Origin of the sequence: Pyrinomonas sp. (genome assembly GCF_040289685.1) — a bacterium.
In the GTDB taxonomy this organism is placed as follows: domain Bacteria; phylum Acidobacteriota; class Blastocatellia; order Pyrinomonadales; family Pyrinomonadaceae; genus Pyrinomonas.
The window spans coordinates 15030-41079 of record NZ_PSLQ01000007.1; the positions used below are offsets into that span (position 1 = coordinate 15030).

The 26050-nt window shown below is 58.4% G+C and carries 19 protein-coding genes and 2 pseudogenes; 16 read left to right on the forward strand and 5 right to left on the reverse strand.

The features are described 5' to 3' along the window. Positions 1–180: 180 nt before the first annotated feature. The 10 genes and pseudogenes from C4334_RS02975 (at position 181) to C4334_RS14765 (ending at position 11390) form a co-directional block, all read left to right on the forward strand. Positions 181–2214: a diguanylate cyclase gene (locus tag C4334_RS02975; protein ID WP_352430597.1), complete on the forward strand. Its 2034-nt coding sequence runs from the start codon at positions 181–183 to the stop codon at positions 2212–2214. Beyond that, positions 2192–4450, forward strand: coding sequence for an ATP-binding protein (locus C4334_RS02980; RefSeq protein WP_352430598.1), 2259 nt, complete (start codon positions 2192–2194; stop codon positions 4448–4450). Before C4334_RS02975 ends, C4334_RS02980 begins: the two co-directional genes overlap by 23 nt. A gap of 20 nt (positions 4451–4470) precedes the next feature. Beyond that, positions 4471–4821, forward strand: a complete 351-nt coding sequence (locus C4334_RS02985; RefSeq protein WP_352430599.1) for an STAS domain-containing protein — start codon at positions 4471–4473, stop codon at positions 4819–4821. Between the two features lie 18 nt (positions 4822–4839). Continuing rightward, positions 4840–6078, forward strand: coding sequence for an HD domain-containing phosphohydrolase (locus tag C4334_RS02990; protein WP_352430600.1), 1239 nt, complete (start codon positions 4840–4842; stop codon positions 6076–6078). A gap of 191 nt (positions 6079–6269) precedes the next feature. Continuing rightward, on the forward strand, positions 6270–7223 hold the full coding sequence (locus C4334_RS02995) for a PhoH family protein (protein WP_352430601.1): 954 nt from the start codon (positions 6270–6272) through the stop codon (positions 7221–7223). A gap of 50 nt (positions 7224–7273) precedes the next feature. After that, entirely contained in the window at positions 7274–7753 is a 480-nt protein-coding gene (gene ybeY / locus C4334_RS03000; protein WP_352430602.1) for an rRNA maturation RNase YbeY, read from the forward strand. Between the two features lie 33 nt (positions 7754–7786). Then, positions 7787–9097, forward strand: a complete 1311-nt coding sequence (locus tag C4334_RS03005; protein ID WP_352430603.1) for a hemolysin family protein — start codon at positions 7787–7789, stop codon at positions 9095–9097. A 174-nt stretch (positions 9098–9271) separates the two neighbouring features. Continuing rightward, positions 9272–9688 carry a YkgJ family cysteine cluster protein gene (locus tag C4334_RS03010; RefSeq protein ID WP_352430604.1) on the forward strand — a complete coding sequence of 139 codons (417 nt, stop codon included), beginning with the start codon at positions 9272–9274 and terminating at the stop codon, positions 9686–9688. 109 nt (positions 9689–9797) lie between these two features. Beyond that, positions 9798–10928, forward strand: a pseudogene (locus C4334_RS03015) (RNA-guided endonuclease InsQ/TnpB family protein); the annotation flags it as partial. Positions 10929–11165: 237 nt separating this feature from the next. Next, entirely contained in the window at positions 11166–11390 is a 225-nt protein-coding gene (locus C4334_RS14765; protein ID WP_502943386.1) for an MM0924 family protein, read from the forward strand. Between the two features lie 128 nt (positions 11391–11518). Here C4334_RS14765 and C4334_RS03020 read toward each other — a convergent pair whose 3' ends face one another. Next, a complete protein-coding gene (locus C4334_RS03020) occupies positions 11519–12097 on the reverse strand; it encodes a C40 family peptidase (protein WP_352430606.1) in 579 nt (192 codons plus the stop codon). A 642-nt stretch (positions 12098–12739) separates the two neighbouring features. Here C4334_RS03020 and C4334_RS03025 point away from each other — a divergent pair. Then, positions 12740–14116 carry a hypothetical protein gene (locus C4334_RS03025; protein WP_352430607.1) on the forward strand — a complete coding sequence of 459 codons (1377 nt, stop codon included), beginning with the start codon at positions 12740–12742 and terminating at the stop codon, positions 14114–14116. A 315-nt stretch (positions 14117–14431) separates the two neighbouring features. Continuing rightward, positions 14432–15793 (forward strand): hypothetical protein, encoded by a 1362-nt coding sequence (locus C4334_RS03030; protein WP_352430608.1) that lies wholly within the window; start codon positions 14432–14434, stop codon positions 15791–15793. 254 nt (positions 15794–16047) lie between these two features. On the opposite strand, the gene C4334_RS03035 is transcribed toward C4334_RS03030, so the two are convergent. From C4334_RS03035 to C4334_RS03045, 3 genes are read right to left on the reverse strand one after another with little or no spacing between them, the layout of a single operon-like run. Then, on the reverse strand, positions 16048–17886 hold the full coding sequence (locus C4334_RS03035) for an ABC transporter ATP-binding protein (RefSeq protein WP_352430609.1): 1839 nt from the start codon (positions 17884–17886) through the stop codon (positions 16048–16050). 21 nt (positions 17887–17907) lie between these two features. Beyond that, entirely contained in the window at positions 17908–18345 is a 438-nt protein-coding gene (locus tag C4334_RS03040; RefSeq protein WP_352430610.1) for a hypothetical protein, read from the reverse strand. 18 nt (positions 18346–18363) lie between these two features. Further along, the gene (locus C4334_RS03045; RefSeq protein WP_352430611.1) at positions 18364–20106 is read right to left on the reverse strand and encodes an ABC transporter ATP-binding protein; all 1743 of its coding nucleotides are present in this window, start codon (positions 20104–20106) and stop codon (positions 18364–18366) included. A 39-nt stretch (positions 20107–20145) separates the two neighbouring features. Between C4334_RS03045 and C4334_RS03050 the strand changes: the two genes are divergently transcribed. After that, positions 20146–20505, forward strand: coding sequence for a hypothetical protein (locus tag C4334_RS03050; protein ID WP_352430612.1), 360 nt, complete (start codon positions 20146–20148; stop codon positions 20503–20505). Positions 20506–20854: 349 nt separating this feature from the next. On the opposite strand, the gene C4334_RS03055 is transcribed toward C4334_RS03050, so the two are convergent. Next, the gene (locus C4334_RS03055) at positions 20855–22537 is read right to left on the reverse strand and encodes a diguanylate cyclase (protein ID WP_352430613.1); all 1683 of its coding nucleotides are present in this window, start codon (positions 22535–22537) and stop codon (positions 20855–20857) included. A 646-nt stretch (positions 22538–23183) separates the two neighbouring features. Here C4334_RS03055 and C4334_RS03060 point away from each other — a divergent pair. The 3 genes and pseudogenes from C4334_RS03060 (at position 23184) to C4334_RS03075 (ending at position 25824) form a co-directional block, all read left to right on the forward strand. Then, positions 23184–23519, forward strand: a complete 336-nt coding sequence (locus tag C4334_RS03060) for a hypothetical protein (RefSeq protein WP_352430614.1) — start codon at positions 23184–23186, stop codon at positions 23517–23519. Between the two features lie 611 nt (positions 23520–24130). Next, positions 24131–24822, forward strand: a pseudogene (locus tag C4334_RS14770) (transposase); the annotation flags it as partial. Between the two features lie 291 nt (positions 24823–25113). Then, the gene (locus tag C4334_RS03075; RefSeq protein ID WP_352430615.1) at positions 25114–25824 is read left to right on the forward strand and encodes a hypothetical protein; all 711 of its coding nucleotides are present in this window, start codon (positions 25114–25116) and stop codon (positions 25822–25824) included. Positions 25825–26050 lie beyond the last annotated feature (226 nt).

A 26050-nucleotide genomic window follows, 5' to 3' on the forward strand; every position in this document is an offset into this window, starting at 1 on the left:
TTCGCGTTGAGCATGTGTGGTTGGGCCTTCCGCCGCACTTTCATCGTGCTAAAGTTTTCCTCGGTGCGCTTTGCAAGGCGAGCAACGCGGGCGAGTTCGTCCACAATAGGGCGGAGAAGAGCGCGCTTTGGTTGAAAGTCGGATCGTTGCGTGAACGTTCTCTCGAGTCGGAGATGATCGTTGCGTGAACAGAAGGTCGAAGAGATTGAAATGAAGGACAGAGCGGCGCGCGAAAAGCTGACGGAGGCTGAACCGAAGCGAGTCGAGACCCCTGCCGATTGGCTTGCGCTCCATCGCGAGGTGGCCGAAGCGACCAATCTGGCGATCGCCATCGCCGCGCCGGGCGAGCCGACCGTGGCAGCGCACAACGACAATTCCATCTGTCGCGCGTTCAAGCGCGCTCACGCTCATCTCTGCCAGCCTTTCTGCGGACGCGCGCTCGAACGGGCGCGCGCTGAAGGCGTTGCGCGTTACCAATGTCACGCCGGACTGCGCTGCGTTGCCGTGCCGGTTAAGATTCAAGGGCGCGAGTTGGCCGCGGTTGGTGGACGCGCCTTTCAGTTCAGCGCCGACTACCGCGCCTTCGCTCTGCGCGTGCGGACGGGCGAACTAGAGGGGCTTGAACTTCCGGATCTGTTTCGCAACGTTCTGTTCACGACCGAGCAGCGTTTCGAGCAACTAGTGGAGAAGCTGAGGGCGCTTTCGGTCGGCGACGATCAGCCCGGCGAAATCATCGCTCGTGCGTCGGCGCCGCGTCGCGAAGAGAAAGCGTTCGATGATCTAATCTTGGAAGGCGAACCCTTTCGTAAGATGTGTCAGCGGCTTGGCGAGAAGCTGAGCGCTCGGCTTGAACTCAAGTCGCTCGCCTTGCTCGTTCGACTGGAGAATTCGCTCGTGGTCGTTTATGCCAGTGGGCGCTTCGTCCGCGAAGAGATGCGGCTTGATTCAACGCTGTTCGGCGACGCTGCGGAAAGAAGTTCGACGCTGGTCGTTGAGGCGGAAGGGAAGAGCGGACGTGCGCGCGGGATCGAGTTGTTCGCTTTGCGCGGCAGCGAAGGCATCAACGGCGCGCTCGCCGTCGAAACCGCTGCGCTCGACGAAGAGAAACGCCGAGCGGTGCGCGAGCTGTGCAAGCGGCTTGCGCCGGATGTCGAGATCATGCGCCTTCGCGAAGAGATCATGCGCAGGAGACGTGCGATGGAGGCGCTCCAGGCCTTTTTGGAGCGCGCCGCGCAAATGGAGCAAGGCGATCTTTACACGGCGATCCTGCAACACGCGGCGGAACTCTTTCAATCCGAGCGAAGCTCGCTTCTGGTTTATGACGAAAAGAATGATGAGCTGGTAGTTCGGGCGGCGGTGGGACCACATGCCGACATCGTGCGCGTCGAGCGCGTGCCTTTAAACGCAAGCGTCGCTGGTCGCGTGATGCACGAAGGGCAGCCGCTGCTCGTCAAGGATTTCGTCGCCGAAAAGCAGGAGCGAACCTACCGGACGCGCTCCTTCATCAGCTATCCGCTCGCCATCGGCCAACGCAAGGTCGGCGTGTTGAACTTGACCGACAAGCGAGGCGGCGGCACCTACGACGAGTTCGATCTCCATCTGCTGCATTTGGTTGCGCCGCAGATCACGCTGGCGTTGGAGAACATCGAGTGGCGGCGGCGGGCTGAAGAGCTTCTACAGCTTTCGATCACCGATCCGCTGACGGAGCTGCACAATCGGCGTTATTTGGAGACGCGCATCGCTGAAGAGTTTGAACGCGCGAAGCGCTACGGTCCTGTGATGAGCTTCATGATGATCGATATCGACGATTTCAAGCTCTATAACGATCGCTACGGCCATCAAGCTGGCGACGAGGTCATCAAGCGCGTCGCCAGCTGCTTGCGCCAAACGTTGCGTTCCGCCGACTTGCCAGCGCGCTACGGCGGCGAAGAGTTCAGCGTGCTGCTTCCGCAAACCGGCCTCACTGAAGCGGGCTTGATCGCTGAGCGCGTGCGCCAACGCATTCGACAGCAGCCTTACCGGTTCGCTGAAACGCAGCCATTCGGCACCATCACGGTCAGCATCGGCGTCGCTTCGTCGGAGACGGCTTTCGACTCAGCCGAAGCGATCATCAAAGCCGCCGACGATGCGCTCTACGCGGCGAAAAGGCGCGGTAAGGACCAAGTCGTCGTTTACGCAGACGGTTCCGAAGATGCCCCCGGAAACGCAAAATAGAGGTCCGTTCGGACGCCCGATCTTGGGCCGTATCTCACGCGAAGATTTCATCGGACGCGAGCCAGCGTCGCAACGCATCATCGCCCTTGCGCGACGCGATGCCACCGAGCGCGGGTTGTTGCTGTTGGCGGCTCCGGGAACGGGTCTATCGGAACTCCTGCGTCAAAGCTACGACGAGCTTTTTCAGGATGAGGCGACGCCGCCGATCTATTTCGCTTGGTCCGCAGCGGATCGGACGGCGAGCGCCGCTGCGCGCCACTTCCTTCATGCTTTTCTCGCGCAGTTGATCGCGCATCGAAGGCGCGACCCGACGATCATCGACGCGCATCTGCCGCTCAAAGATCTGTTGCAACTGGCTTCGCCCGCTGATTACGTCTGGCTCGAGCCGTTGCTCGAATCCTACGAACTGGTGCGCGGCGGCAGCGATGAGCTTGAACTAGTGCGTTTTTGCTTGAGCGCGCCGCAACGCGCGGCACAACATGGCACGCACACGTTGTTGTTGTTCGACGATGTTCATTTGACCGAGCGGTTGAGCGGCGAAGTCGCGCTCGGCGCGGAGTTAGCGCGAGCTTGCGCGCACATGCAAGCCTCTTTCGTGCTTGCTGGATGGCGACGGCGCGTGCTCGATATCGCCTCGGCAGCCAACGCCATCTTTGAGCAGACGGGCACGCTTCACCTAGACCGGTTGGGCGATGCCGCCGCACGGTTGTTGACGGAACGTTTGGCAGCGCGACGGCGCGTCCCGCTAAGCGACGCGGCGCGCGATTTGATCGTGCAACAGTTGATGGGGCGTCCGCTCTTCATCGTCGCCTTGGTACGCGCGGCGCAAGAAGCGGAAACGGCGCTCGATACCTTTATCGCTTGCCAGCGCCTTTACGTCGATGAGCTAATGGGCGGACGGATCGGACGCCGTTTCAGCGGGGCGCTGGAGCAGATCGCGCCGCTTGGCACGGCGCGCCGCGCGTTGATCCGCGCGCTGTACGAGACCATGACTGCGCCGACGGGTAAAGCTCCAGTTGAAACGTGGCAGAAGCGTCTTGGTCTGGAGCCGGAAGAGACGCAGCGCGCGCTGCGTGCGCTGCACGCGCACGAACTCGTCAATTCGAGCGGTACCTTCGTCGAGATCGCCGACGACGGCGTCTGGCGCGATTACTTGAAGATCGCCTATCGGCTCGAAGTCGCTGCTGAACGACGCGCCTTGGTCATCTCCGATACGTTGCTGGCGATGCTCATGCGGGCGCCGCAGACCATGGCGCGCCATTACCGGCGCGAAGCCGCGCCGCGGTTGCGCGAGCTGCTCGCGCGCTTCAACTGTCAACGCATGCCCGCCAGTCTGTTTCACTACGATCGCTTCAGCCGTTTGTACAAAGGGCTCGAGCCCGACGCGGTGCTCGCGTCGTTGGAGACCGAAACCGACCTCGTGCTGTTGCCGCAGGTGGTTCATACGGCTCCGTGCGTGGCCTTCCACCCGGCACTCGAGCGCGTGTGCGAAGAGGCACATTGCGCCGTCGCACATGGTTTCGATGCCGGGCAGTACGTCGAGCAGAATCAAGTCGTTTGGCTGGCGGCTGAGATCGAGGCCAAAACGGAGGCCGGTCGCGCATTGACCGAGATGTGGTACAATCGGCTCATCGAACTCGCTCGCACTTGCGGATTCAAGCGATTCCGCGTATGGTTAGTCGCGCCCGAGGGCTTTTCTGCCGAGGCATGCGAGTTCTTGCATGAGCGCGAAGCTTACGGTTCGAACCGGCGTCAGATGGAGCTTCTCGCGTCTCGCCTCGCCGCTGAAGGAGCACAACCGCCGGTCGAAGTCGCGCACGCTGACGAGTTCGAGATGGTGATCCCCATCGGCGAAGAGACCGAACTCGTGGCCGCCACTGCGGTCGAGCAGATCGCGCGTCGTCTCAGTTTCGAGCCGGAGGCCGTCAATCAAATCAAGCTTGCACTCATCGAGGCATGCATCAACATCGCGGAGCACAGCTTGAGTCCGGAAAGAAAGATTTATCATCGGTTTCGCGCTGAAGGTGATAAACTGGTTATCACCGTTTGGAGTCGCGGCGTCGCTTTTCGCGGCGAGCCGTCGGCAGCAAACAACGGCAATCAGGCGAGCGGGAGTAAGCGGGGATGGGGGCTGAAGATCATTCGCACGTTGATGGACGAGGTTGAGTTCGAGCGTGTTGATGATGGGACTCGGCTCCGCATGACGAAGTACAAACGTCCGCGAACATCTTCGTAAGAAGGGGGGGACTTACGGCGATGGAGGAGCAACCGCGAAACGCGCCCGAAAAGACGGTGGTTCGCGCCGGGAGCTACCTCAATAAATTGAGCGGAGAGCGGATCGAACGTGAATGTCGACTTCGTTTGGAGGCCGGCTGCCGCTTGCTCGTCGTCGATTTCCGTGAGACGGAAGTGGTCAACAGCATCGGCATCGCCATTCTGCTCGGCATCATTGAGGCGGCGCAACAAGCGGGCGCGCGCGTCGTCTTCTCCGCCGTCAACGTGCAGACGGCGGCGCTTTTCGAGATGCTCGGTTTGACGCGTTACGTCTCGATCTCAGAAGAGGGCCTAGACGCATCGCCGCGGTCCGTCTGGCCGCTGGATTGCTGATCGTCAAGGAGAATAGAGTTGGACAGAACCAATCGTCTGCTTCACTCGTTCGCTGCGTTGGCGGACTTGGGGCAGGAGCTGTCCGAAACGCGCGACTTTGAAGAATTGGCGCGCGCTAGCCTCTACATCATCTTGGGGACGCTCGCCATTCGACGCGGTGCGTTGGGGATCTACGATCCCGAAACGAAGCGATTGCGATTCGTCGCCACGCGCGGCATTCAGCTTAAGCTCTCCGAAGAAGAACTCGACGCGACGGTTCACGACGCACTCGTCGCCGCCGCTTCCACCGGTTTATGGCTTTCGTCTGAAGCGGTCCCGCCTGTGCGGGCCGCCTTCGGTTCCCCTTTCGAACTTCTCATGCCGCTCGTCGTGCGTCGGGAGCTGATCGGCTTGTTGCTCGTCGGCGAGAAGGCGAACCAGGAGCCGATCAATCAAGATGATCGCGAGATCATCGCCGCCATGGTGCGACACGTCGCTGTTGGCATCCACAATCACCATTTGATGGCCGAAGTCAAAGAACGCGCCATGGAGAATCGGCGGCTTTACGATGACTTGCGCGCTCTTTATCACGATACCGTGCGCGCTTTCGCCGTCGCCATCGATTGCAAAGACGCTTACACGCGCGGCCACTCGGAACGGGTGGGCTTCTATGCTGCCGCGGTGGCACGCGCGCTCGGGTTGAGCGAAGACGAGATCGAAGGCATTCGCGTGGCGGGCTACCTGCACGATATCGGCAAGTTGATCGTTGATCGCGAAGTGATGAACTCCAAGCTGAGGTTTTCGGCGTGCGACGTTCCGGAATTGCGGCAGCATACCATCGCCGGTTACGAGATCTTGGCGCGCATCAGGCACCCATACGCTGATCTTCCGCTGCTGGCGCGCTATCATCATGAGCGGCTCGATGGCAGCGGATATCCGGAAGGATTGTGCGCGCACGAAATTCCGCTCGGAGCGAAGATCATCGCTTTGGCCGATGCCTTCGATGCGATGACGACGACGCGCCCGTATCGTCCGCAACTCTCGTTCGAGGAGGTCCTCGGTGAGCTTGCGCGCGGCACAGGGACGCAGTTCGATCCGGGCGTCGTGCGCGCTTTCGCTCAAGTGCTCTTGCGCGAAGCGGAAGAAGTGCAAAGCTCAACCGAACGGCACCCTCTCTTCGGCTTGCTCGATCCCAGCTACGTTCGATTGGAGCGGAATCTGCCGCTCATCGAAGGTCTGCTCGCCCGCGCCGAACGCGCGCTTGCTGCCGCCGGTTAGTCGGAGCGCTGAAGTGATATCGACGCCGAATTTCGTTGCCCCTTCTCTCAACCCACGATGTTGACAGGCGCGGGAGCACTATAGTAGCGTTTCATGCGTCGCGCTATGTTGGTTGTCGCCAATCCCCTGTCCGTTGCAGCGCTCGCGTCGTCTCGAAACCGCCTCGACGAACAAGGAGAGATTTACGCGATTTGAAGAAGATAGCGCTTCCACCAAGAGGTGTCGAAACCCTTTTTGGCGTCCACGATCAGAACATCAAGTACTTGGAATCGCTCTTGGACGTGCGCGTCGATGCGCGCGGGCAGGAGTTGGTCGTCACAGGCGACCCGAAGGATGTCGAAACGGTTGAACGCATTCTGGAAGATTTCGCTTCGCTGATGACCGAGGGGCGATCTTTCACGGACCGCGAGTTGCGCGAGGCTTTCGCGCAGATCGCCGAAGATCGAGCCTACCGGCTGCGCGACTATTTCACCAAGGCGCGTTTCAATCCATCTGGCAAAAAACAGGTCGCCCCCAAATCGGCCACGCAACGGCGGTATATCGAGGCGATCCAAACGAACGACATCGTTTTTGGCATCGGCGTCGCTGGAACGGGCAAGACCTACCTTGGCGTCGCCATGGCCGTACAAGCGCTCATGCAAAAGCAGGTGAGCCGCATCATTCTAGCACGTCCAGCGGTGGAAGCGGGCGAAAAACTCGGGTTCCTTCCGGGCGATCTACAAGACAAGGTCGATCCGTACTTGCGTCCGCTCTACGATGCGCTTTTCGATTTGATCGAGGCCGACCGCGTAACGCGCTTTCTGGAAAAGCGGATCATCGAAGTCGCGCCGTTGGCTTTCATGCGCGGAAGGACGTTGTCGGACGCGTTCATCATCCTTGACGAAGCGCAAAATACGACGAGCGAGCAGATGAAGATGTTTCTGACGCGCATCGGCTTCGGCTCGAAGGCGGTCATCACGGGCGATGTGACGCAAATCGACCTTCCCGCGGGGAAGCGTAGCGGCTTGGTCGAAGCGCAGCGCGTGCTTTCCGGCATCGAAGGGATCGAATTCGTCTATTTCACCGAGAAGGACGTGGTCCGGCACAAGCTCGTCCAGATGATCATCAAAGCCTACGAGGAGCATTCCAAAAAGAGCCAGCTATGAGCGGGGCGGACAGTCTTGCGACGCTTGATTGCGATGGCGAGACAAAGGCCATGCGGATTGAAGGAACTGAAACGAGCGGCGGACGAAAGACGCGAACGGCGAACAGCGTCGAGGTGCTCAACCGCCAGCGGCGGCGAGACATGGACCGTCGTCGCTGGCAGCTATTTGCCGCGCGCGTCATGGAAGAGATTGGATTGAACGGCGAGATGGCAACGGTGGTCTTCGTCTCCGACGAGGCGATTCGCAAGCTCAATCGCGAGTTCCGCGGACGCGACGAGGCGACCGATGTGCTCTCCTTCCCGCTATCCGATCCGAAGCAACGAATCGGCGGTGAGCCTTTAGGTGATGTGGTCATCTCGGTCGAACGCGCTGCACGGCAGGCGGCGGAGAATGGGCTTGACTTCGACCGCGAAATCGCGCAATTGATCCTCCATGGGTTGCTTCACCTCTGCGGTTACGATCATGAAACGGATGATGGGCAGATGAACCGTTTGGAACTTCGTTTGCGCCGACGCCTCGGCATCATCTAGGGTCGGCGGCGGAGTCGGGCATCGTCGAAAACTATGGAGATCGAGTTATCTCTCACCATCCTGTTTCTCGCCGCGCTAACGCTGCTGGCGACAATCGATGTCGCGCTAAGTTGCATGAGCGATGTCGGGCTCAGGCGACTGCTCGCGGAGGCGGAAGAACGGCGAAGTCGCGCCTCGGCGCTCTTGAAAGAGATGCTGGAAGATCGCGCGCGCTTCCGCTTCACGCTCTCGACGGCCATTCAGGTCTTGATCGTCTCGACGACGGTGCTGATCACGTCGCTCGTCTTGCGCTTCTACCCGCATGCCGGTTTTCTCGGCATCGCTTTCGTGATCGCGCTCGCGCTGGTGCTTTCCTTCCGTCAAATCATCCCGCGCTTGATCGCGCGTCGCGGACCGGAACGGATCATCTTCCTCTTGCTTCCGCTGTTTCAACCTTTCCGCCGCGCGCTCGGTTGGATCCCGATGCCAGCCAACGGTGCGCTATCGCGTTACCGGCGCAAGGAGACGGAGGTCGAAGGCGAAGCAGTTGACGAAGAGGAGGAAGGCGACGAGGACGACATTCAAGCGCTTATCGACGTCGGCGAGGAAGAGGGGATCATCGAGGAGGAAGAGGGCGAACTCATCCATTCGATCATCGAATTCGGCGAAACGCGCGTCGCCGAGGTGATGACGCCGCGCACCGAGATCGTCGCGCTGCCGATCACGGCTACCGTGCGCGAAGCGCGCGACACGATCATCGAATCGAAATACTCGCGCCTGCCCGTCTACCGCGAACAGATCGATAACATCGAAGGGATCATCTACGTCCGTGACCTGTTGCAATGCTGGGCTGAGCGGCGTGAAGAAGAGCCGATCGCCCCCTTGCTTCGGCCAGCGCTGTTTGTGCCGGAGACCAAAGAGGTGGCCGAACTCCTCGAAGAGATGCAGAAAGCTCACATGCAGCTTGCGATCGTCATCGATGAATACGGCGGCGTCGCCGGACTCGTGACGGTTGAAGACATCCTCGAAGAGATCGTCGGCGAAATAGAGGACGAAGACACGGCGCAGGAAGAGATCGTCGAGATCGTCGAAGGCGATAACGGTTATTACGAGGTCTTGGGTTCGACGGAAGTCTGGAAGATCGAGCAACTGTTCGGCATCAAGCTCGAAAGCGAAGAATTCACTACGGTCGCCGGCATGATCATCAGCGAGCTCGGACAGGTGCCGCGCGTTGGAACGAAGCTCAATCTGCACGGCTTGGAGATCGAGATCCTCGACGCCGACGAGCGGCGCGTCGGGCGAGTTCGCCTGCGACGGGTTGCTGACGCAGTCGCTGAAGCGCGGCAGTCGAACGCCCCCGGTTGATCGCCTGCAAAAAGCGGTCCCCAACGCACGAGACGCCCCACTGCGCTCGTCGTCGTTTCGCCTCCGAAACGCACGCGGTCGAGCTTGGCGGTGGCGTTTGCGAGCATGTCCGACGAATTTGTGCTATCTTCTCGATCATCTGAGTCGAACATCCAGAAGGCGCTTTGGCGAGCGATGAAGAACGGTCAAAAAAGGCGAACGCTTTATGATTGCACCAAATGCCCGGCGTTTTGCTGCTCAGTGTACGAGCGAGTGGCCGTAACGGCGCGCGATATCGCGCGATTGGCACGCCACTTCGCCGTTTCAGTCGAAGAAGCGACCAAAAGATTCACACGCCTTTATCAAGGCGAGCGCGTGTTGCGCCGAGCGCGCGATCCGCTCTTCGGCCAAGCTTGCATCTTCCTCGACCGTCGAACGCGCGGCTGTTCCATTTATCATGCTCGTCCGCAAGTGTGCCGCGAATATCCGGCGCGCGTGCGTTGCCCATACTACGATGTTTACAAATTCGAACTGCGGCAACAGGATGATCCAACTGTCTTGCCGCTCTTTCAGATAACTTTCAACGGAAAGAAAGAGAACGGGCGATATTAGCTCGGTTTACCAAATCGCGCGCGTTGTGCCCCGGCATTTATGCCTGGGGATATAAGGCGCGCAAGTTTATGCTGGTGAGTCTCGTATAAGGAGACCGTATAATATTTGCATGTTGGTGTTGGAAGACAAGGCATACGGCAAAGCGGAGCAGTTCCGTGCGGTGGAGAAGGCAATTCGCACAGCGCAGTTCATCCGGAACAAGTGCATCCGGCTCTGGATGGACAGCCGCGGCGTTGGGAAGAGTGACCTGAGCGCCTATTCCGCCGCGCTGGCAAAGGAGTTCCAATTTGCCGGGCGACTCATCAGTATGGCACGCCAGGCGGCTGCGGAAAGAGCTTGGAGCGCCATCGCCCGCTTCTACGCCGCATGCAAGGGGCAGAAACCCGGGAAGAAGCCCTATCCCCGCTTCAAGAAAAACTCCCGGTCGGTCGAGTACAAGACCTCCGGGTGGAGGCTCGCGGAGGATCGGAAGCGGATCACCTTCACCGACGGGAACGGCATCGGGACCTTGAAGCTGAAGGGTACCCGCGATCTCTCCTGCTTTGCCTTGGACGAGATCAAGCGAGTGTGGCTAATCTGTCGTGCGGACGGGTACTATGTCCAGTTCGCCGTCGCCGTCGAACGCCGTGAGAGCATCGTTCCCACCCAGTCCTGCGTCGGCCTCGACATGGGGCTGGAGAGTTTCTACACGGATTCACGCGGGAACAAGGTCGAGAACCCGCGTTTCCTTCGCAAGGCGGAGGCCAAGATCAAGCGCCTCCAGCGCACCGTGAGTCGGCGCGAGAAGGGAGGGAAGAACTGCGGGAAGGCGCGCAATCTGTTAGCGAAAGCGCATCTGAAGGTTCAAAGGCAGCGTAAAGACTTCGCCGCGAAGCTGGCGAGGTGCGTCGTCCGGTCTCACGACTTGGTCGCCTTTGAGGACCTGCAAGTGCGGAACATGGTGAAGAGCGGCACGCTGTCCAAGAGCATCAGCGATGCAGCTTGGTCGCTGTTTCGCCGCTGGCTTGAGTATTATGGCGTGGTGTACGGGCGGGTCATTGTTCCCGTCCCGCCACAATACACCAGCCAAAACTGCTCGCGTTGCGGGACGCCGGTTGCCAAGGCGCTCTCGGAGCGTACGCACCGATGTTCACGCTGCGGACTTGTTTTGGATCGAGACCACAACGCGGCCCTCAACATCCTGCAACGAGGATTGGGAACGGTAGGGTGGGGCACGCCCGAACCCAACGCCTGGGGAGAGACCGACCTCTACCGCCGGACTGGAGACGGTCTAGCGGCAAGCGGTTTCGTCGAGCCAGGAATCCCCTGGCTGCAAGCTGTGGGGAGTGTCAAGTCAACAGCGCCTTTTCACCGAATCGGTCGATCTTGGAGCAACGGGCAGCGTCTGGACCGCTGCTTCAGACTCATGATCGGCGATCAAGCATCGGCCCACTCGGAGCGCACGGCCTGTGATCACAAAAGGAGATCGAGAGCGGGGATGAACGAGCTTCTCTCGCAATTCATCGGCAAAAGAGTCGACATCGCTTGTCTAGGTATGGCCAATATACGCGGCGAAGTGCTCGCCGTCGATGAACGAGTGCTTCGCCTGAAGGATTGCGACGGTCGCATCTGCTACGTCGCTTTGGACAAGGTCGTCGCCGTGTGGGAAGCGCGCGACAACGAACACCGGGCCGGATTCGTCCCGCCGAAAAACGAGCGTTGAAGCTGTACCCATCCCGAAAGCAACAGGTGCATCGGCGCAGAATCGGTCGTGATTCGAGGCCAGAAGAGCGGGACGCAAGAAGCGCTCCTTCTTGCGTCCCGGAAAGTCTTGAGCGAGGTTCCGCCCTCTTACTCGGCCAATTGCAGCGTCACCGCCGGAACGCGGCGGAAACCGTCTAATCGGTCCAGCCAGTAGTCGTTGAATGGAGAGTATGTTACGCCTTGAGAACGCGAGGCATGGAAGAAGCCGTGCTCATCGGCCACAATGCCGACGTGCGTCAAGTTATTGAAGAAGACGAGCGTCCCGAATTTGTACTCCTCGCCGGGCGGCACCGGCTCGAAACGTAACCAGAGCGTGCGCGCATTGCTGCGCTCGAAACTTATGCCGACAGCTTGAAAGACGCTCCAAACAAATCCGGAGCAATCGAAGCTGCGCGGGCCAGAGGCGCCGTAAACATAAGGCGCGCCGAGTCGGTGATCTATCTCCGAAAGCAGCAGTTGTTTCAGCGAGACGGTCGCCAGCCCTTTGAACGGTGGTGCCGGAGAAGCTGGGGGAAGGACGCTGAATGGATCCGTCGTCAATGTCCGCACGCCGGTCAACGAAATGATCTCCGTTGCCCGCCGCGGCCTTACATCTTGCGCGTTGACCGAGGTCAACGCCATGAACAACCCAACCAGAACGCAGGGGAGCGATCTTCCAAAGATCATAGGGGAACCTTCGGTGACCTCCTCTCGATCCAACGTTTTTAACTGCGTGAGGAAGGGTGCTGCTTGTTGGCAGCGGGACGGGATTCTACGCAGTTCGCGTTTGACGCGCAACAAGCAATATGACCGTTTTGTGATAAATCACACCGAAAAGCTCAAGTGAATCGAAAACGAGCGCTACTAGAACAGCGCCTTTGTAGTGGTCAAACTGTTGCAAAAGAGGCAGATAGCACGTGGATGGGGAGGCTCTCGGGGGGACCTTCTGTATCAAAATGACCAAGAAGCTCCTTGTCGGTTCGCTGGCGGGTGGCGGCCAACATTCGGCGTCGCAGACTAACTAAGAGTCAAGCCATGCTCGCCAGCGTGAACTCCTCTGGCTCTTGAGAACCGTGACGCGCGTCAAGCGATCTACGGGCGCAGGATCGATCCAGCCGACGTTATCAGCCAAACTAACGAACCGTGACGTGCGTCAAGCGCTCCGCGTGGTCTGCGCGTCCTTGTTCATCTACGAGGAAGAGAACGATCGTTGAGATGAGCGACGCGCGTCCTTCCCATGTTCATCTACACTGCGAAATCTTCTAGCCCTTCTTCGACGAAGCGTGATAGCATGACCACCCGCAAAAGGTTGAGGGGAGGGATTGGGTCATGATCCACTTCGAGAGTCGCGTGTCGGAGCACGCGGTGGATGGGGCGACACGGCTTCTACTGTTGGACCGTTTACAGGAGATGGGCTTCGTGCCATTGATTCGATCGGCGCGGGCGCGCTGTTTCGAAGTCGTCCTTTCCGGCCCGACGCGCGTTCGTGAGATGGAACGAGCTGTCGCGGCTTGGATGGAGGCTGAAAGGGCAGAGCCTTACGTTCGCGGCGATCTGTTCTTTCTTCGCGATGCCGTGCTCTTTCTGATTTTCGGCTCTGCAGGGGGCGAGTCTGAAACGAAGGCTGGCGTGGTCTACACCAACGCGAGCACGGAGCAGTTGGTAGCGCTCGATGATTTCTGCCAGAAGATAGAAGAGTCGCTCGATGCCATGCGACGGGCGAGCGGCACACCGCTGATAGAAGCAAGGGGATGGCGTCGGATCGAACCGCGTTTCGGACGCGGTTGGGAGCGTTTCATTGAACGGGCCGAAGCGAGCCAAGCTCGGTTGAGCGAAGTGCCATTGCAGGCGACGGATCTTCTGACGGACGAAGAGACGCGCCGTCTGCTTCGACGAATGCGCGAAGGGCAGGCGGAAGGGGTCGCGGCAGCGCCGCTCGGCGACCATGTGGACGAGACCCTGCTCAGCCGTTTGACCGAAGCGGGGCTTTTACGTCGCGAAGTCGCGGTGGTTTGTCGGCGCGAGGGACGCGCTCTCTTTCGTTTACCATCGCCCGAGGCGCTCGAACTGATCTTGACGAGCAACGCTGTGTGCAGTGAGTGTGGCGCTGCCGTCGCCGACGAAAGGGTCGAAGAGCGGGTCGCATTGACCGATCAAGCCACCAAGTTGCTCGACGGCGGCGCGTGGCTGGCGGCGCGCACACGCTTGCTGCTGCGCGAGCTAGGCATACGCGATGAACAGATGGCTATCATGCTCACGCCCGAAGGCGATGCGTTGGCGATGGTCGGCGTGCATGCGGAACTCTTCTTGCTCCACCTGCGCGACGGTGATTTCGCTCTCGCGCATGCGCGCCGCGCCTTGGACTTGGCGATCGAGCATGAAGCGACGCATTTGATCGTCGTCTCGACGGGCAAGATAGGCGGCGAAGCGCGTTCTAAACTGCGCGACTACGCTCGTCGTCAGGCGGCAGGTGAAGTGTTGCTTGTCGAAGGAATGGAATCCGCTCCAGCTGAGTTACGCCATGCCTTCGACCGCGCTGCGCAGCGCGCGCTGGTTGCCGAGCTGAGCGAACTCGACAGCAGTTTGGGCTTGAGCGTGGGCCACTTGATCTGGACGCGTTTTCGTATGACGCAGCGCATCGGCACATTGCGCGACGCGACCGAATCGGCGCTTGGCGCAGTGGCCGGAAAGCTACGCGATCTCTGAGGCTTCTGACCGGGAGAAGGAAGGCGCAAATGCGCGCTCGCTGCTCGACTCAGTCGAGCGAAGCATCAGATGCGGAGCACTGCTGTCTTACGCGACTCGGCTATTTCGCTCCGAACCAAGCCGAACGGATCAACAGAAGAAAAGTGAAAGATCGGGGGTTGGGTAGTGGCAGATGGAAGCGTCTTCGAAGTTTGAAGAAAAACGGGTTGACAACCAACCATGCTTTCGGTGAATCTTATTGTTGCGGTTTCGCCCAGCGAAACCGCTTTCGATAGGCGGTCCAGCCGACGAGTTTGAGTCAGCATTGCGTCACCCATGAGGAAGCCGTTGCTTTTCATCTGCCTACTTTTGTTCTCCACCGTGGAGACGCCCGCTCAAACTTCTGATGCCCAGACCGTGCCTCTGCCGTCAGCGACGAGACCGCGCATCGTTGGCGCGCCTTCCCCGACGCCGCCCGCACAGAGTGCGCCGCCGACTCCAAACTCGCCAGCCAAAGTGGTCACGCCAACCGTTGTGCCGACGGCGCCGCCGCAGCCGGTGCAGCCTTTGCCATACGGCAAAGTGAAGACCAAGCTTGAAGAAGCCAAACGCGCGCTTCGCTCTCGGCCCAAGCTCACGGCGGCGGGAAACTCTGCGACCTTCTTCGTGACGCTCACGGCTTACGATCCGGCAACGTCGCAATTACATCTGATCGCACTGCCGAAACAGACGTTTCTAACGCCCGGAGCGGAAACGACCGTCTCGACGTCGAACGGAAAGCTTGTTCGCGTGCGTATCCTCAGACCGAACTACGTCAACACGGCGGTCGAGATCACGGACGTCGCAACGGGACGCCATCTAGCGCCTTTGGTAGTCGAATATCCGATTGAGAAGGGGGGCGCGTTTCGCGAGATGGCTTACTACGTCTCAGCCCATCCGGCGCTGCTGACCGATGATTTGGTGCGTGCCGGGCGAGAGTATGTACGGAGCATGGTCGATCTGGCAGCAAAACGGTTGCGCGATAAAGGCGTCTCTATCTCGCCGCAGATCCTCGACATCGCTGAACGCCTGTGCGTCGTCGAGCACGTGGACCACGACCGTTTCATGCGCGAAAGTCGCCTCAAGCTCTTCGAGGAGATTTATGCGCTCTACGGGTTGAACGAACTCGACACCTACCGTTACTCGGTCAGCAGCGCTGGCGCAGGTGGCATGGTTCAGATGATCCCTTCCACCTACCGCATGGTGCGCGATCGTTATCCGGCGATCGGGTTGAATCCGGATTTCGTCCTCGGCATGCGCAACCACGGCAACGCGCTGGAAGCCATGCTCCTCTACATGCGAGACACATGGAACGATCTTGCGCAGGATCCTGACGTCGCCTACGCGGTGAGCGTCGGTTGGGCGACGCAAGATGAATTGATCGCCGCCGGTTACAACTCCAACCCGGCCCGTCTGCCTTCGTACATACGACGCGGCGGAGCCGACTGGCGCGCGCTCATCCCGCGCGAAACGCAGATCTATCTGCAAATATATCGGGCGCTCGACAGTTTGATCCCGCTCGAACGACGCGCCGACAAGGCGGAAAAACCGAAGTTGGCGGACAGTTTGGAAAAGCCAGCAAAACCCACGCCGCTTGCGCCCACGGGCTCGGCCCCTCTTCCATCAGCCATACCCGGCATCGGGGGCCCCCGGCTTTAGCCGTGGGGTGGTTGACAATTTCGCGCGAAGGGGACTGCCGACTTTAGGCGGCAGTCCCCTTCGCGCTCCCTCCTTGTGTTATCTTGAAACGCGCTTTAGCCTAGCGTTTCTTTCCGGCTCGGACCGAGCCTTCGGGACGTAACGTAAACGGTCACATCATGCGTGTCCCGAGAAGCCACCCGCTTTAGCTGGCAGCAGTGGTCACAAAGGCTCTTAAAGCTTCTTCCAACGCAAATCCGCCGAACCGCGAAATGTCATCGGGATGTTATGATGGCATCTTTGAATTCCGCGCGCCCGAGTCGGTTGGCGTACTGCAAGCGGTAGAGTCGCCAGTATAGTCCTCTCTGCGCGAACAGTTCCTGATGTGTGCCCTGTTCGCGTATCTCGCCGCGATGAAGGACGATGATGCGGTCAACGTTTTGAATCGTCGATAGGCGATGCGCGATGACGAGCGACGTGCGCCCGCGCATGACTCGTTCGATGGCCCGCTGAATCAACTGTTCCGTTTCGGTGTCGATCGAACTGGTCGCTTCGTCGAGAATGAGAATTGCCGGATCGAAAGCGAGCGCGCGCGCAAAGCTGATCAGTTGTTTCTGTCCGACGGAGAGGCCCGCCCCGCGCTCGCGCACTTCCGCCTTGTAACCGCCGGGCAAGCGTGCGATGAACTGTTCGGCTTGCACCTCGCGCGCAGCCCAGCGGACGCGCTCATCGCTGATCTCGGCGCGTCCTAAACGGATGTTGCTTTCGATGGTTCCGCTGAAGAGAAAGACATCTTGCAGCACGACGGCGAAGTTGCGTCTGAGGTCGCGCAGATCCCACTCGCGCACATCGACGCCGTCGAGAAGCACGCGCCCGCGTTGAACGTCGTAAAAGCGCATCAACAGGTTGGTGATCGTCGTCTTGCCGGATCCGGTGTGGCCGACGATAGCGACCGACTGGCCCGGTTCGATGGTGAAAGAGACGTCGCGCAAAACCCATTCCTCTTCCTTGTAAGCAAACCAAACGCCATCGAACTCGACCTTTCCGCGGGCGCGCCCCGTGCGGCGCGGATGCGGCGGCGAGGTCACGGCGATGGGCTGGTCCAGCGTGCGGAAGATACGGTGCGAAGCGACCACCGCCGCTTGCAGGACGTTATATTTATCCGAAAGATCGCGGATCGGTTGAAAGAGTTGTTGCAGGTACTGAATGAAGGCAACGAGCGCGCCAAGCGACAGCGCCCCTTCGCCGGGCGCGCTTCCCAAGACGCGCCAGCCGCCATACCAAATGATGAGCGCCGTGCCGATGGCCCCGATCAGATCGACGAGCGGGAAGAAGATAGCATAGTAGAAGATCGTCTCGATGTTGGCGCGGCGATAGTCATCGTTCAGTTCATGGAACTGCGCCTGCGCCTTCTCTTCGCGGTTGAAAAGTTGAACGATTTGCGCTCCCGATAGGTGCTCTTGAAGAAAGGAATTGATGCGCGCCAGCCGCGTCCGCACGCGGTCGTAGCCGCGTCGCGCGTGGCGGCGAAACCACATCGTCGCCGCAAAGAGCATCGGCACCGTGAGCAGCGTCACGAGCGTCAACCGCCAATCCATCCAGAACATGAGGGCCGCGATAGCGAAGATCATCACCAGATCGCCGAGGACATCTATGACGCCCGACGTGAACAGTTCGTTGAGCGCATCGACATCGGAGGTGAGCCGCGTCATGATTCGTCCGACGGGCGTTCGGTCGTAGTAGGCGACGTCTTGTCGTTGAAGCTTGGTGTAGAGTTCGCTCCGAAGATCGTACATCACGCGCTGACCGACCGTTTCGAGCAGAACCGTCTGCACGTAGGAGAGAACGAAAGTCAGCAACAGCACGCCCAAGAAAGCGAGCGCGAGCCATTTCAGTCCGGCGAGCTGACGCGGCACGATATACCAATCGATGGCGTACTGCGTGAACTTCGGCTGTAATATCCGCAGCGCGTTGAGCACGAGCGTCAGCAGCAAGGCCGGAACGAGCGCGCGCACGTACGGACGCAGGTAGCGCAAGAGTCGGCGCGCGACATGCCAATCGTAAGTTCGTCCGATGGCCTCCTCTTCGTGAAACTGGCGAGCCGCCGTTGACATCCCTTTGCCTCCCGAAAGATCCTACTCGCTCGGCACCGCTTCGAGGTGATCGCGTCGCGGGTAGTGAGCGATGATGGCCAGCGCCGCAATCACGCAGATCGCGTAAGCGAGACGACTACGCGAAAGGAAGAAGGCGACCACACTGAGCACTGCCGCCGCTTCACACAGAACGAAAGCGATCAGATAAGCGCGCACCACTTGCCAGAGCTTGTGGCGCGCTACGGCCAGCGCAAGGAACACGCGTTTGGCGATGACCGATGAGCCGATGATGGAAAGGCTGGCGAACGCAAACAAGATCGCGATCACATGGCTGCTTTCGGCAACCGGTCTCGTCGTCTCGCCCGCCCAGATGAAGAGTCCGCAGAGAGCGGCTGAAACGAGAAACGTCGTCCAAAGCAGAAAGAGGCGCCGCAGATTTCTATTCACTTCGACGGCGCGGTTCTCAGTCGGTTTGATCATCCGCTTTCGTCCCCCGTTCTAGCTTGTCGCCAACTCCTCTTCGAGCAATTGACGTTCATACAGCGCCGCGTATTCGCCGCCACGCGCGAGCAGCTCTTCGTGCGTGCCGGATTCGATGATCTCTCCATCGTCGAGAACATAGATGACATCCGCATCGCGCACCGTCGAGATGCGATGCGAGACGATGATGCTGGTCCGTTGGCGCATCACCTCGCGCAAACGGGCGAGGATCTTCTCTTCGGTGTAAGAGTCAACCGAAGAGAGCGCGTCGTCGAGGATCAGGATGCGCGGACGTCGAATGATGGCGCGCGCCAACGTCACACGTTGCTTTTGCCCTCCGGAGAGGGTGATGCCGCGCTCGCCGACAACCGTCTCGAAACCGGCGGGGAAAGCGCGCACATCGTCCATCAATCCAGCGACCTCGGCGGCCCATTCGATCTCTTCGCGCGAAGCCCCTTCGACGCCGAAGGCGATGTTTTCGGCCAGCGTCTCGCTGAAGAGAAAAGGCTCCTGTGGTGCGTAACCGATGCTCGCACGGATCTGCGACAACGGACGCTCGCGCACGTCAACGCCATCAATGAACACGGTGCCAGGCGGCGGATCGAGAATGCGCGGGATCAAATTGAGCAGCGTCGATTTGCCGCTCCCCGTGCGTCCGACGAAAGCGACCGTCCGTCCAGCCTCGATGGTCAAGTCGATGCCGCGTAGCACCGCGGGCGCGTGTTCGTGATAGCCAAACGTCAATCGGCGGAATTCGATCTGGCCGCTGATCGGCGGATCGGCTTGTGGATGAATGGCATCGGCGATGCTGGGTCGAACAGCGAAAATGGCGTTGATCCTCTTGAGACTGGCCGTTCCGCGCTGGTAGAGGTTGACGACGTAACCCATCGCGATGAGCGGCCAGATAAGACGCGCGAGATAGAGGTTGAATTCGGTGAATCCGCCGACGGTGATTTCGCCGCGCGCGGCCAAAGTTCCGCCGTACCAGATGATGAGCACGAAGCCGAGTCCGATAAGCAACTGGAGCAATGGGCGCATCGCCGCCGAGATGCGCACCAAGCTCAAATTGCGTTCGGCGTACTGCTGGTTCAAGCGATTGAAGGCCTCGATCTCTGCTTCTTCCTGTGCATAAGCGCGCACGACGCGCACACCGGTGAAGTTCTCTTGCGCCCGCGCGGAGATCTGCGCGAAGAAGTCTTGAATCTTCTCGAATCGCAAATGAATCTGTTGACCCAAGTATTTGACCGTCAACGAGACGAGCGGCATGGTGACGAAAAGCAGCAAGGTCAGACGCACGCTGATACGCAACATCAACGGGAGAACGATCAAGATGACGAAGAGCGTCTGCAACGAGTACATAATGGCCGGTCCAGCTAACTGTCGTGCGGCTGAGAGGTCGTTGGTAGCGCGCGCCATCAAATCGCCGATGCGATGGGATTGAAAGAACGAAAGCGGTTGTCGTTGCAGATGAGCGTAGAAGTCGCGGCGAAGATCGTACTCGACGTGGCGCGACATGCCGATGAGAACCAATCGCTGCAAAAAGAGGAAAAATCCGCTCACGAAGCTGACGCCGAGGATCAGGAGCGCATAGCGCGCCAGCTTCTCCCACGTCAAGTTCGCGCGAAGATCGTCCACCGCACGCCCGACCAGCACCGGGACCAACAGGCCGATGGCCACCGAGGCGAGGACGCACAGCGTGCCAAAGATCAGGTGTTTTTTGTACGGGCCGAAATAGCGAACGAATTTGCGTAGATCATCCATGGTCCGACAACGCGAGAAAGATCATAATGCGCCATTCGTATGGCCGACGGCAAGTTGCCGGAAAGAGAGTTGAAGCGCCTGTCACCGTCGCGACCGAAAGTCAAAGATGGAAACTCGATACTAACAAGTACCATGCGCCGCCAAGATGCCGCCAGTCGTGTCTCAAAGCCGAGGACGCGAGACCGACGCGCCAGAGGCATGATTCCAAACGAAAACGAAGTGGGCGGGATTAATCACGCGATCTCGCGCCTCGCGCGGAAAAAGTTGAACTCGCTTTTGAACGACCCGCACTTCAACGAGGCAGACCCTGAAACTTTCAAAGGAGCACCTGAGAAGGCCGAAGTCCGGGCGATGATGTCCGAAAGGTTTAAAATCATCTACAAGCTGCTCGGCAAATGAGCCTCCTTGGGTCGCAGATTCTCTTCGGAGTGCTCAAAGCAATCAACAGGGCGGCGAAGGGATTGAGGAAGGCGTTCAAAGACTTCAGTATCCAGGGAAGCCCATTTTCGTTAACGGCCCAACCGATCAACTGACGCACGAGGTAGGTGCGGATCGCGTGCCAGAATCGATTTTGCCTTCAACGCAGATGGGCAACTGGAGCCGTTCATCAAAATCGTCGAGACGACCGGGCGTTTAACGGTGCCGCTATATAGCAACCGTCACGCTTTGCTAGCCCTCGCCGAAGCCTTTTCGGCGATTTTTACGCCTCTTGACGGCAAGTGATCCATAAGCTCAGATCGTCGATCGTTCATCTGTTCGGTTGCATGGATGGACGGACTGTTTCGGCAGGTGAGATTGATTCCTCCAGATCATCAAACGGATCCTCGGTCGTTTCGAGACGGCTGTGTGATGGCACGCCGACGCGGTTGCGCCCCTCTTTTTTGGCGGCGTAGAGGGCCTGATCGGCGATTTCGATCAATTTCTCGCGCGAAACGGCGTGCTGCGGAAACGTTGCTACGCCAAAGGAAGCCGTGACGTGTCCGACCGACGGCAGCTCAAGCCCTTCAATGCGCTTGCGCAAGCGTTCGGCTACGACCACCGCTCCTTCAAAGTCCGCTTGCGGCAAGATCAAAGCGAACTCCTCGCCTCCGTAGCGCGCCGCCGTATCGGTGTCGCGTAGCTCTTCGCGCAAAACCCCAGCCAGAGTCCGTAACACGAGGTCACCCGCAGCGTGCCCGAACGTGTCATTGATCCTTTTGAAGTGGTCCAAGTCGAGCAAGACCAGCGAGACGGGCTGCCTCTTGCGCATCGCGAGGTTCATATCGCGCTCAAGCTGCATCTCGAAGGAGCGACGATTGAAACATCCGGTCAGCCCATCCGTTAGGGCTTGCTTTTGTACCATCTCGAACAAGCGCGCGTGATTGACGGCGACGGCGACTTGATCGGCAACGGTATTGAGCAAGAGCAGCTCGCTCTCTTGCCAGACGCGCGACGGATCATCTGACTGGACCATCAACGCTCCCATCAGTCTTTCGCCGTAGATGAGTGGAACCACCGCGAGCGGGCGAAGAGCATGATCTGCTGCTTCGTCTTTGCTGCGTCCATCGACGACGTAATTCTGAAGATTGCTGCTCAGCCGCGCGCAGTACGCGCATAGATCGCTATGCAACGCGATCTCATCGGCTTCTGCGCGATGGCCCGGTCGGAAATAGAACTTGGCCAACGCTGGTTCCCCATGTTCGCCTTCCACCCGAAGAGCACAGCGATGCGCGCCGAGCGCACGTCCAACCTCATCAACCGTCGTCTGAAGGACGCTGTCGAGTTCGAGCGAACGACGAATGGCCGTTGCGATTCGGTTGATGGCGATCTCGCGTCCAGCCTGCTCCTGCAACAGTCGCGCGAGCTTGGTCGTCACGGCGACGGTTAACTGCAAAGAGGTCGCCTTTGGCACGCAAGAGCGAACAGCGGTGGCGAAAAGAGGGGCTTGAAAAGGGCGCTCAGCCGAGACGCGCGCCATCAGGTATTCGAGGGCGGAATAGACGATGTCCGGCTCAAAGGTCCAAATGACTTGATCGCCCGCTTCTCGATCCTCATCGCGACCGCTGCGTACAGAGGCGAGCAATCCGGAAAAACGCGCATCAGCGATGATGATGAAACGCTCTTCCATCTCCTCGTGTCTCGACCTTTTAATGAGTACGGGTTCGCGGTCATATTCGTGCTCGCGCAAAGGCAGACGGTGAAGCGTATCATCCGGGGCGAGAAAAAAGAAGCAATGGCGGGCCGCACGCCCAACGGCACGCACGCGCGTCAACTCGCGCAATGATCGCTCAGAGGCGAAGGGCAAACCCTCAACGACCAGCGCCGCGAGGTTGTTTTCCAACACCACGTCCTCGAAATAACGGTGAAGTTGGATGATCGTCTGTTCGGCGCAGCAGACTGGTCGAAGTTGACGCGCATGCTGAGCGAGCAAACTGTGATACAGCGACAACATATAAGGCTTGCAAAACGACCCCTTGTTTTTGTCCCGGAAGTTACCGACAAGAGGCGGGAAAACCGGGTAAAACGAATTTTTACATGTTCTCCGCCTTTTGTCCAGACTTTTGGGAAGACCGAGCTCAATCCGTTCGAAGCGGGATGAGAAACGGCAAAAGAAGTGCTTCTCCGTAGTTTAAGGATCTGCTCTGCACCGACCCCAGCAACCGGCACGACCGACGCTCGCTCAAACCTTCTCCTCTCATCACCGCCGCCGCTCCTCGCCGCGGCACCTACCACTTTTGCACCACATTGATCGCGTCGATCTCAAGATCGCGCTGAGGCCAACAACCTTTTCAACCGAGCCTTCTTCTAGATCAGGTTGCAATACTCCCGTACCTCGTCTACGTCCATCGTCCCATATCGTTTCTTCCAGTTATGGAACGTCATCTCGTAAACCCCTTTCTCACGGCAGTACTCCCGCACCGGCTTGAGCGCTCGCCTGCTGCACCGCGCAAGATCCCCACGATCTGCTCCTGCGTATGCTTCTTCCTCCTAGCAAACTAATTCTAATCGATTCTCGCTTTCCAACTGGGATAATTTTACGGGAGCAGGTCACCGCGTCATCTCAATCGTTGGGCGGCTGTTGAACGATCGTGCTAAAGATGGTGGAAACCAAACTCTTGCTTGTGTCGCTTGTTCTTTTAGCTGTCTCTGGCGTCTTAGCGCAGGACAAGCCGAACATACCTAATGTTGACCGCATTCGTTTAGCAGAAGCCTTTAGGCTTGGTGAGGCTGTGGGCAATCGAGTGTGGAAGGATTGGGACAAAGCGCCTTTTGCAGTCTTGCTCGTGATCCCCGAAAATGATTTTTTGATAAGGCATCCACGACCTTCTAATGACTTCACTCTCATCGGTTATGATTCTCTTTTGAAAAGCGACATTTATTTTCGTATAAAGAACACAGCGGACCGACTTATTAGCCACTTTTCCTGCGGTTAGCGGAGTAGCAACCATCGTCATTGGTCAAGCCGAAAACACGTCGAAGAAAACCTCCACCCCTTGGGTCGTGACGGTGCTTCACGAACACTTCCATCAGTTGCAAATTTCTACAGATTTCTCAGCCGACCTACTACGCGGACGTTGAAGCATTAAATTTATCTCGCGGCGACCAGACGGGAATGTGGATGCTGAATTTTGCGTTTCCTTACAAAGACGCTCAAGTCAAAGAACAGTTCTCCGCTTTGAGTAAATTACTTGCGGAAGCCCTACGGGCTAAAAACAGTTCGGAGTTCTCGGTAAAGCTCAAAGCATACATTGGAGCTCGTCGAGCGTTCCAGCAGATGCTTAGTCCTGGTGATTATAGGTATTTTCGTTTCAGCTTTGGCAGGAAGGCATAGCGCTCTACACGGAGTATCGCATTGCTGATTTAGCCGCAAAGAAATAAAAGAAATACAAGCCGAGCAAAGAGTTTCGCGCGTTGAAGGATTACACTTCCTTGAAGGAAGTTGCCGAGTCAATCTTGAATAAGCAAATCCTATCAAGTCTGCCGATCCTTCAGCTTGATAAATCGGGGAGGCTTGTATTTTATCCGTTCGGCGCGGCAGAAGGGTATCGGAACGAGCGAGGATGGTGCCTTTTGGACCCAGTTTCTGCATGACCCGTAAGCAGCGTGGCCTGTGAGGCGTCAGGATGGTTGTCAGCGACGCTCATCTGGACCTGCGGCAGGCGATGTCGGAGGTGCTCACTGGGGCGCGTGTGGCAGCGGCGCAAGGCGCACACCATTCGGCACGTGCTCAGCCAGGTGGCGCACTTCAGCAGCAGTCCATGGTAGCAGCGATCATCCGGAACATCTTCGCACAGCCCACACAGAAGGCGGCCAGAGCACAGTTGCGTCGCGCGTCAAACAGCTCCAAGACAAGTTTCCGAAGGCCATGAAGATCCTGCAGGCGGACGAGGACGACGTGCTGGCATTCATGGCACTGCCAGATGAGCATTGGCGACAGATCAAATCGTGCCGTTCAAGCGCTTTAGCTCCGAGAGATTCATGGCACTGCCAGACGAGCATTGGCGACAGATCTGCTCCACGAATCCACTGGAGCGCCTGAATCGGGAGATGAGGCGGCGGATGGACGTCGTCGGAATCTTCCCAAACCGGAACTCCGTACTGCGTCTGATGGGAGCCATACTGCAGGAGCAGCACGAGGAGTGGATGGTATCCCGGCACTACTTCAGCCTGGAGTCCATGGCGAGATTGAAGCCAGACCAAGCACTGCTGACAGCAGAGGTGGCGCTGCAGAAATAGCGATGGAGAGGTGGCGTGGTATGCGGCACGCAAACTTTGGCTTGCTCCCCAGGTGCCCAAATTCGACCGAAAGGAGCGACGTCAAGGGGCTCCCACAATGACGAGCGCAGCGCCCCTTGACCGAGCGACAACGATCGTCAAACTCCCCTGGCGGGTAGCTTGACGATCGCGCTGATGGGTCGCTAGAGTAAACAAAGGTCGACAAACTCACCTGGCGGGGGCAAAGTCAACGACGTCACAAACGGTGAAATTACACCACTTGACGGGACATTACCCATAGGAGAAATGAAAATGATTAATCGAAGACCTAAACGACGTTTTTATACAATCCTTATAATCATCGCTTTTGCAGCCTTGACTGGGGCTGTTTTAGCAACTAACGGGCAAAACTCGCAGGCTAAGTTGCCGCGTGGCAAGTGGACATTAACCGCCGGTCCATCTTCTAGCTCAACAACTGGGTCTTCCCCGGTTCAGATATACAGCGTAACGACAGATGCGGACAAGGGTTTGACCGTTGCTAAAGTTACACTCTTAAATAAGGGTTCTAAAGATATCATTGCGGTGAGATTACATTGGGAGTTAACCGATACTAAAAATCCAGAGAGTGTCCTGCTGCAAGGTGATACTGATCTGGTCGGCATTTGGTTGACGGCAGGAAAAGGAAGTGAGTTGAACTATCCGATAGTCTCGTTCGCAAAAGTACACGAGCCCTTATTAAAGGGTGGGGAACTAAACGGAAATTACAGGATAGAAGTTTCCGTTGGCGAGGTTAAGTACGCAGATGAGTCAGCCTGGGTGGGAGGGAAATCAAATTTAGCCTTGCGTAATCATCGCCTAGATGAGGAATCAGGATGCGCCAATCAGGGTTGTATCTACAATACCGAGGTTGAAAGTTTTCAGTGCAGCTCATATAAAAAGGGATTCTTCTGTAGCGTCACAAATAACGGAAGGTCTTGCACTGAGACAGTGTGTTCAGCAGCTCCGCCAATGCTTGATCAGTAACATCAACAAACAATTCAGTTGCGCGCTAAAAAGGATCGCCGTGGGTCATAAACTTGCGGCCATTCTTCATATCTTCATAAAAGCATCTTCTACTGACGGCGTTGCCCAACAAGTCGTTTCACCCGACCAGCGCCAGCTTGCTTCTCATCATCGTTGTGCGGTCTCTTTGATGTTGTCTTTGGCGTGGCGCGGGCGGGCGAATGCCAGCGCGTTAGGTGGCAAGAGC

Coding starts and splice junctions, on each gene's coding strand:
- C4334_RS02980 (WP_352430598.1), top strand. CDS start 2,192: ATGCCCCCGGAAACGCAAAATAGAGGTCCGTTCGGACGCCCGATCTTG.
- C4334_RS02985 (WP_352430599.1), top strand. CDS start 4,471: ATGGAGGAGCAACCGCGAAACGCGCCCGAAAAGACGGTGGTTCGCGCC.
- ybeY (WP_352430602.1), top strand. CDS start 7,274: ATGCGGATTGAAGGAACTGAAACGAGCGGCGGACGAAAGACGCGAACG.
- C4334_RS03005 (WP_352430603.1), top strand. CDS start 7,787: ATGGAGATCGAGTTATCTCTCACCATCCTGTTTCTCGCCGCGCTAACG.
- C4334_RS03010 (WP_352430604.1), top strand. CDS start 9,272: ATGAAGAACGGTCAAAAAAGGCGAACGCTTTATGATTGCACCAAATGC.
- C4334_RS14765 (WP_502943386.1), top strand. CDS start 11,166: ATGAACGAGCTTCTCTCGCAATTCATCGGCAAAAGAGTCGACATCGCT.
- C4334_RS03020 (WP_352430606.1), bottom strand. CDS start 12,097: ATGATCTTTGGAAGATCGCTCCCCTGCGTTCTGGTTGGGTTGTTCATG.
- C4334_RS03025 (WP_352430607.1), top strand. CDS start 12,740: ATGATCCACTTCGAGAGTCGCGTGTCGGAGCACGCGGTGGATGGGGCG.
- C4334_RS03030 (WP_352430608.1), top strand. CDS start 14,432: ATGAGGAAGCCGTTGCTTTTCATCTGCCTACTTTTGTTCTCCACCGTG.
- C4334_RS03035 (WP_352430609.1), bottom strand. CDS start 17,886: ATGTCAACGGCGGCTCGCCAGTTTCACGAAGAGGAGGCCATCGGACGA.
- C4334_RS03040 (WP_352430610.1), bottom strand. CDS start 18,345: ATGATCAAACCGACTGAGAACCGCGCCGTCGAAGTGAATAGAAATCTG.
- C4334_RS03045 (WP_352430611.1), bottom strand. CDS start 20,106: ATGGATGATCTACGCAAATTCGTTCGCTATTTCGGCCCGTACAAAAAA.
- C4334_RS03050 (WP_352430612.1), top strand. CDS start 20,146: ATGGCCGACGGCAAGTTGCCGGAAAGAGAGTTGAAGCGCCTGTCACCG.
- C4334_RS03055 (WP_352430613.1), bottom strand. CDS start 22,537: ATGTTGTCGCTGTATCACAGTTTGCTCGCTCAGCATGCGCGTCAACTT.
- C4334_RS03060 (WP_352430614.1), top strand. CDS start 23,184: ATGGTGGAAACCAAACTCTTGCTTGTGTCGCTTGTTCTTTTAGCTGTC.
- C4334_RS03075 (WP_352430615.1), top strand. CDS start 25,114: ATGATTAATCGAAGACCTAAACGACGTTTTTATACAATCCTTATAATC.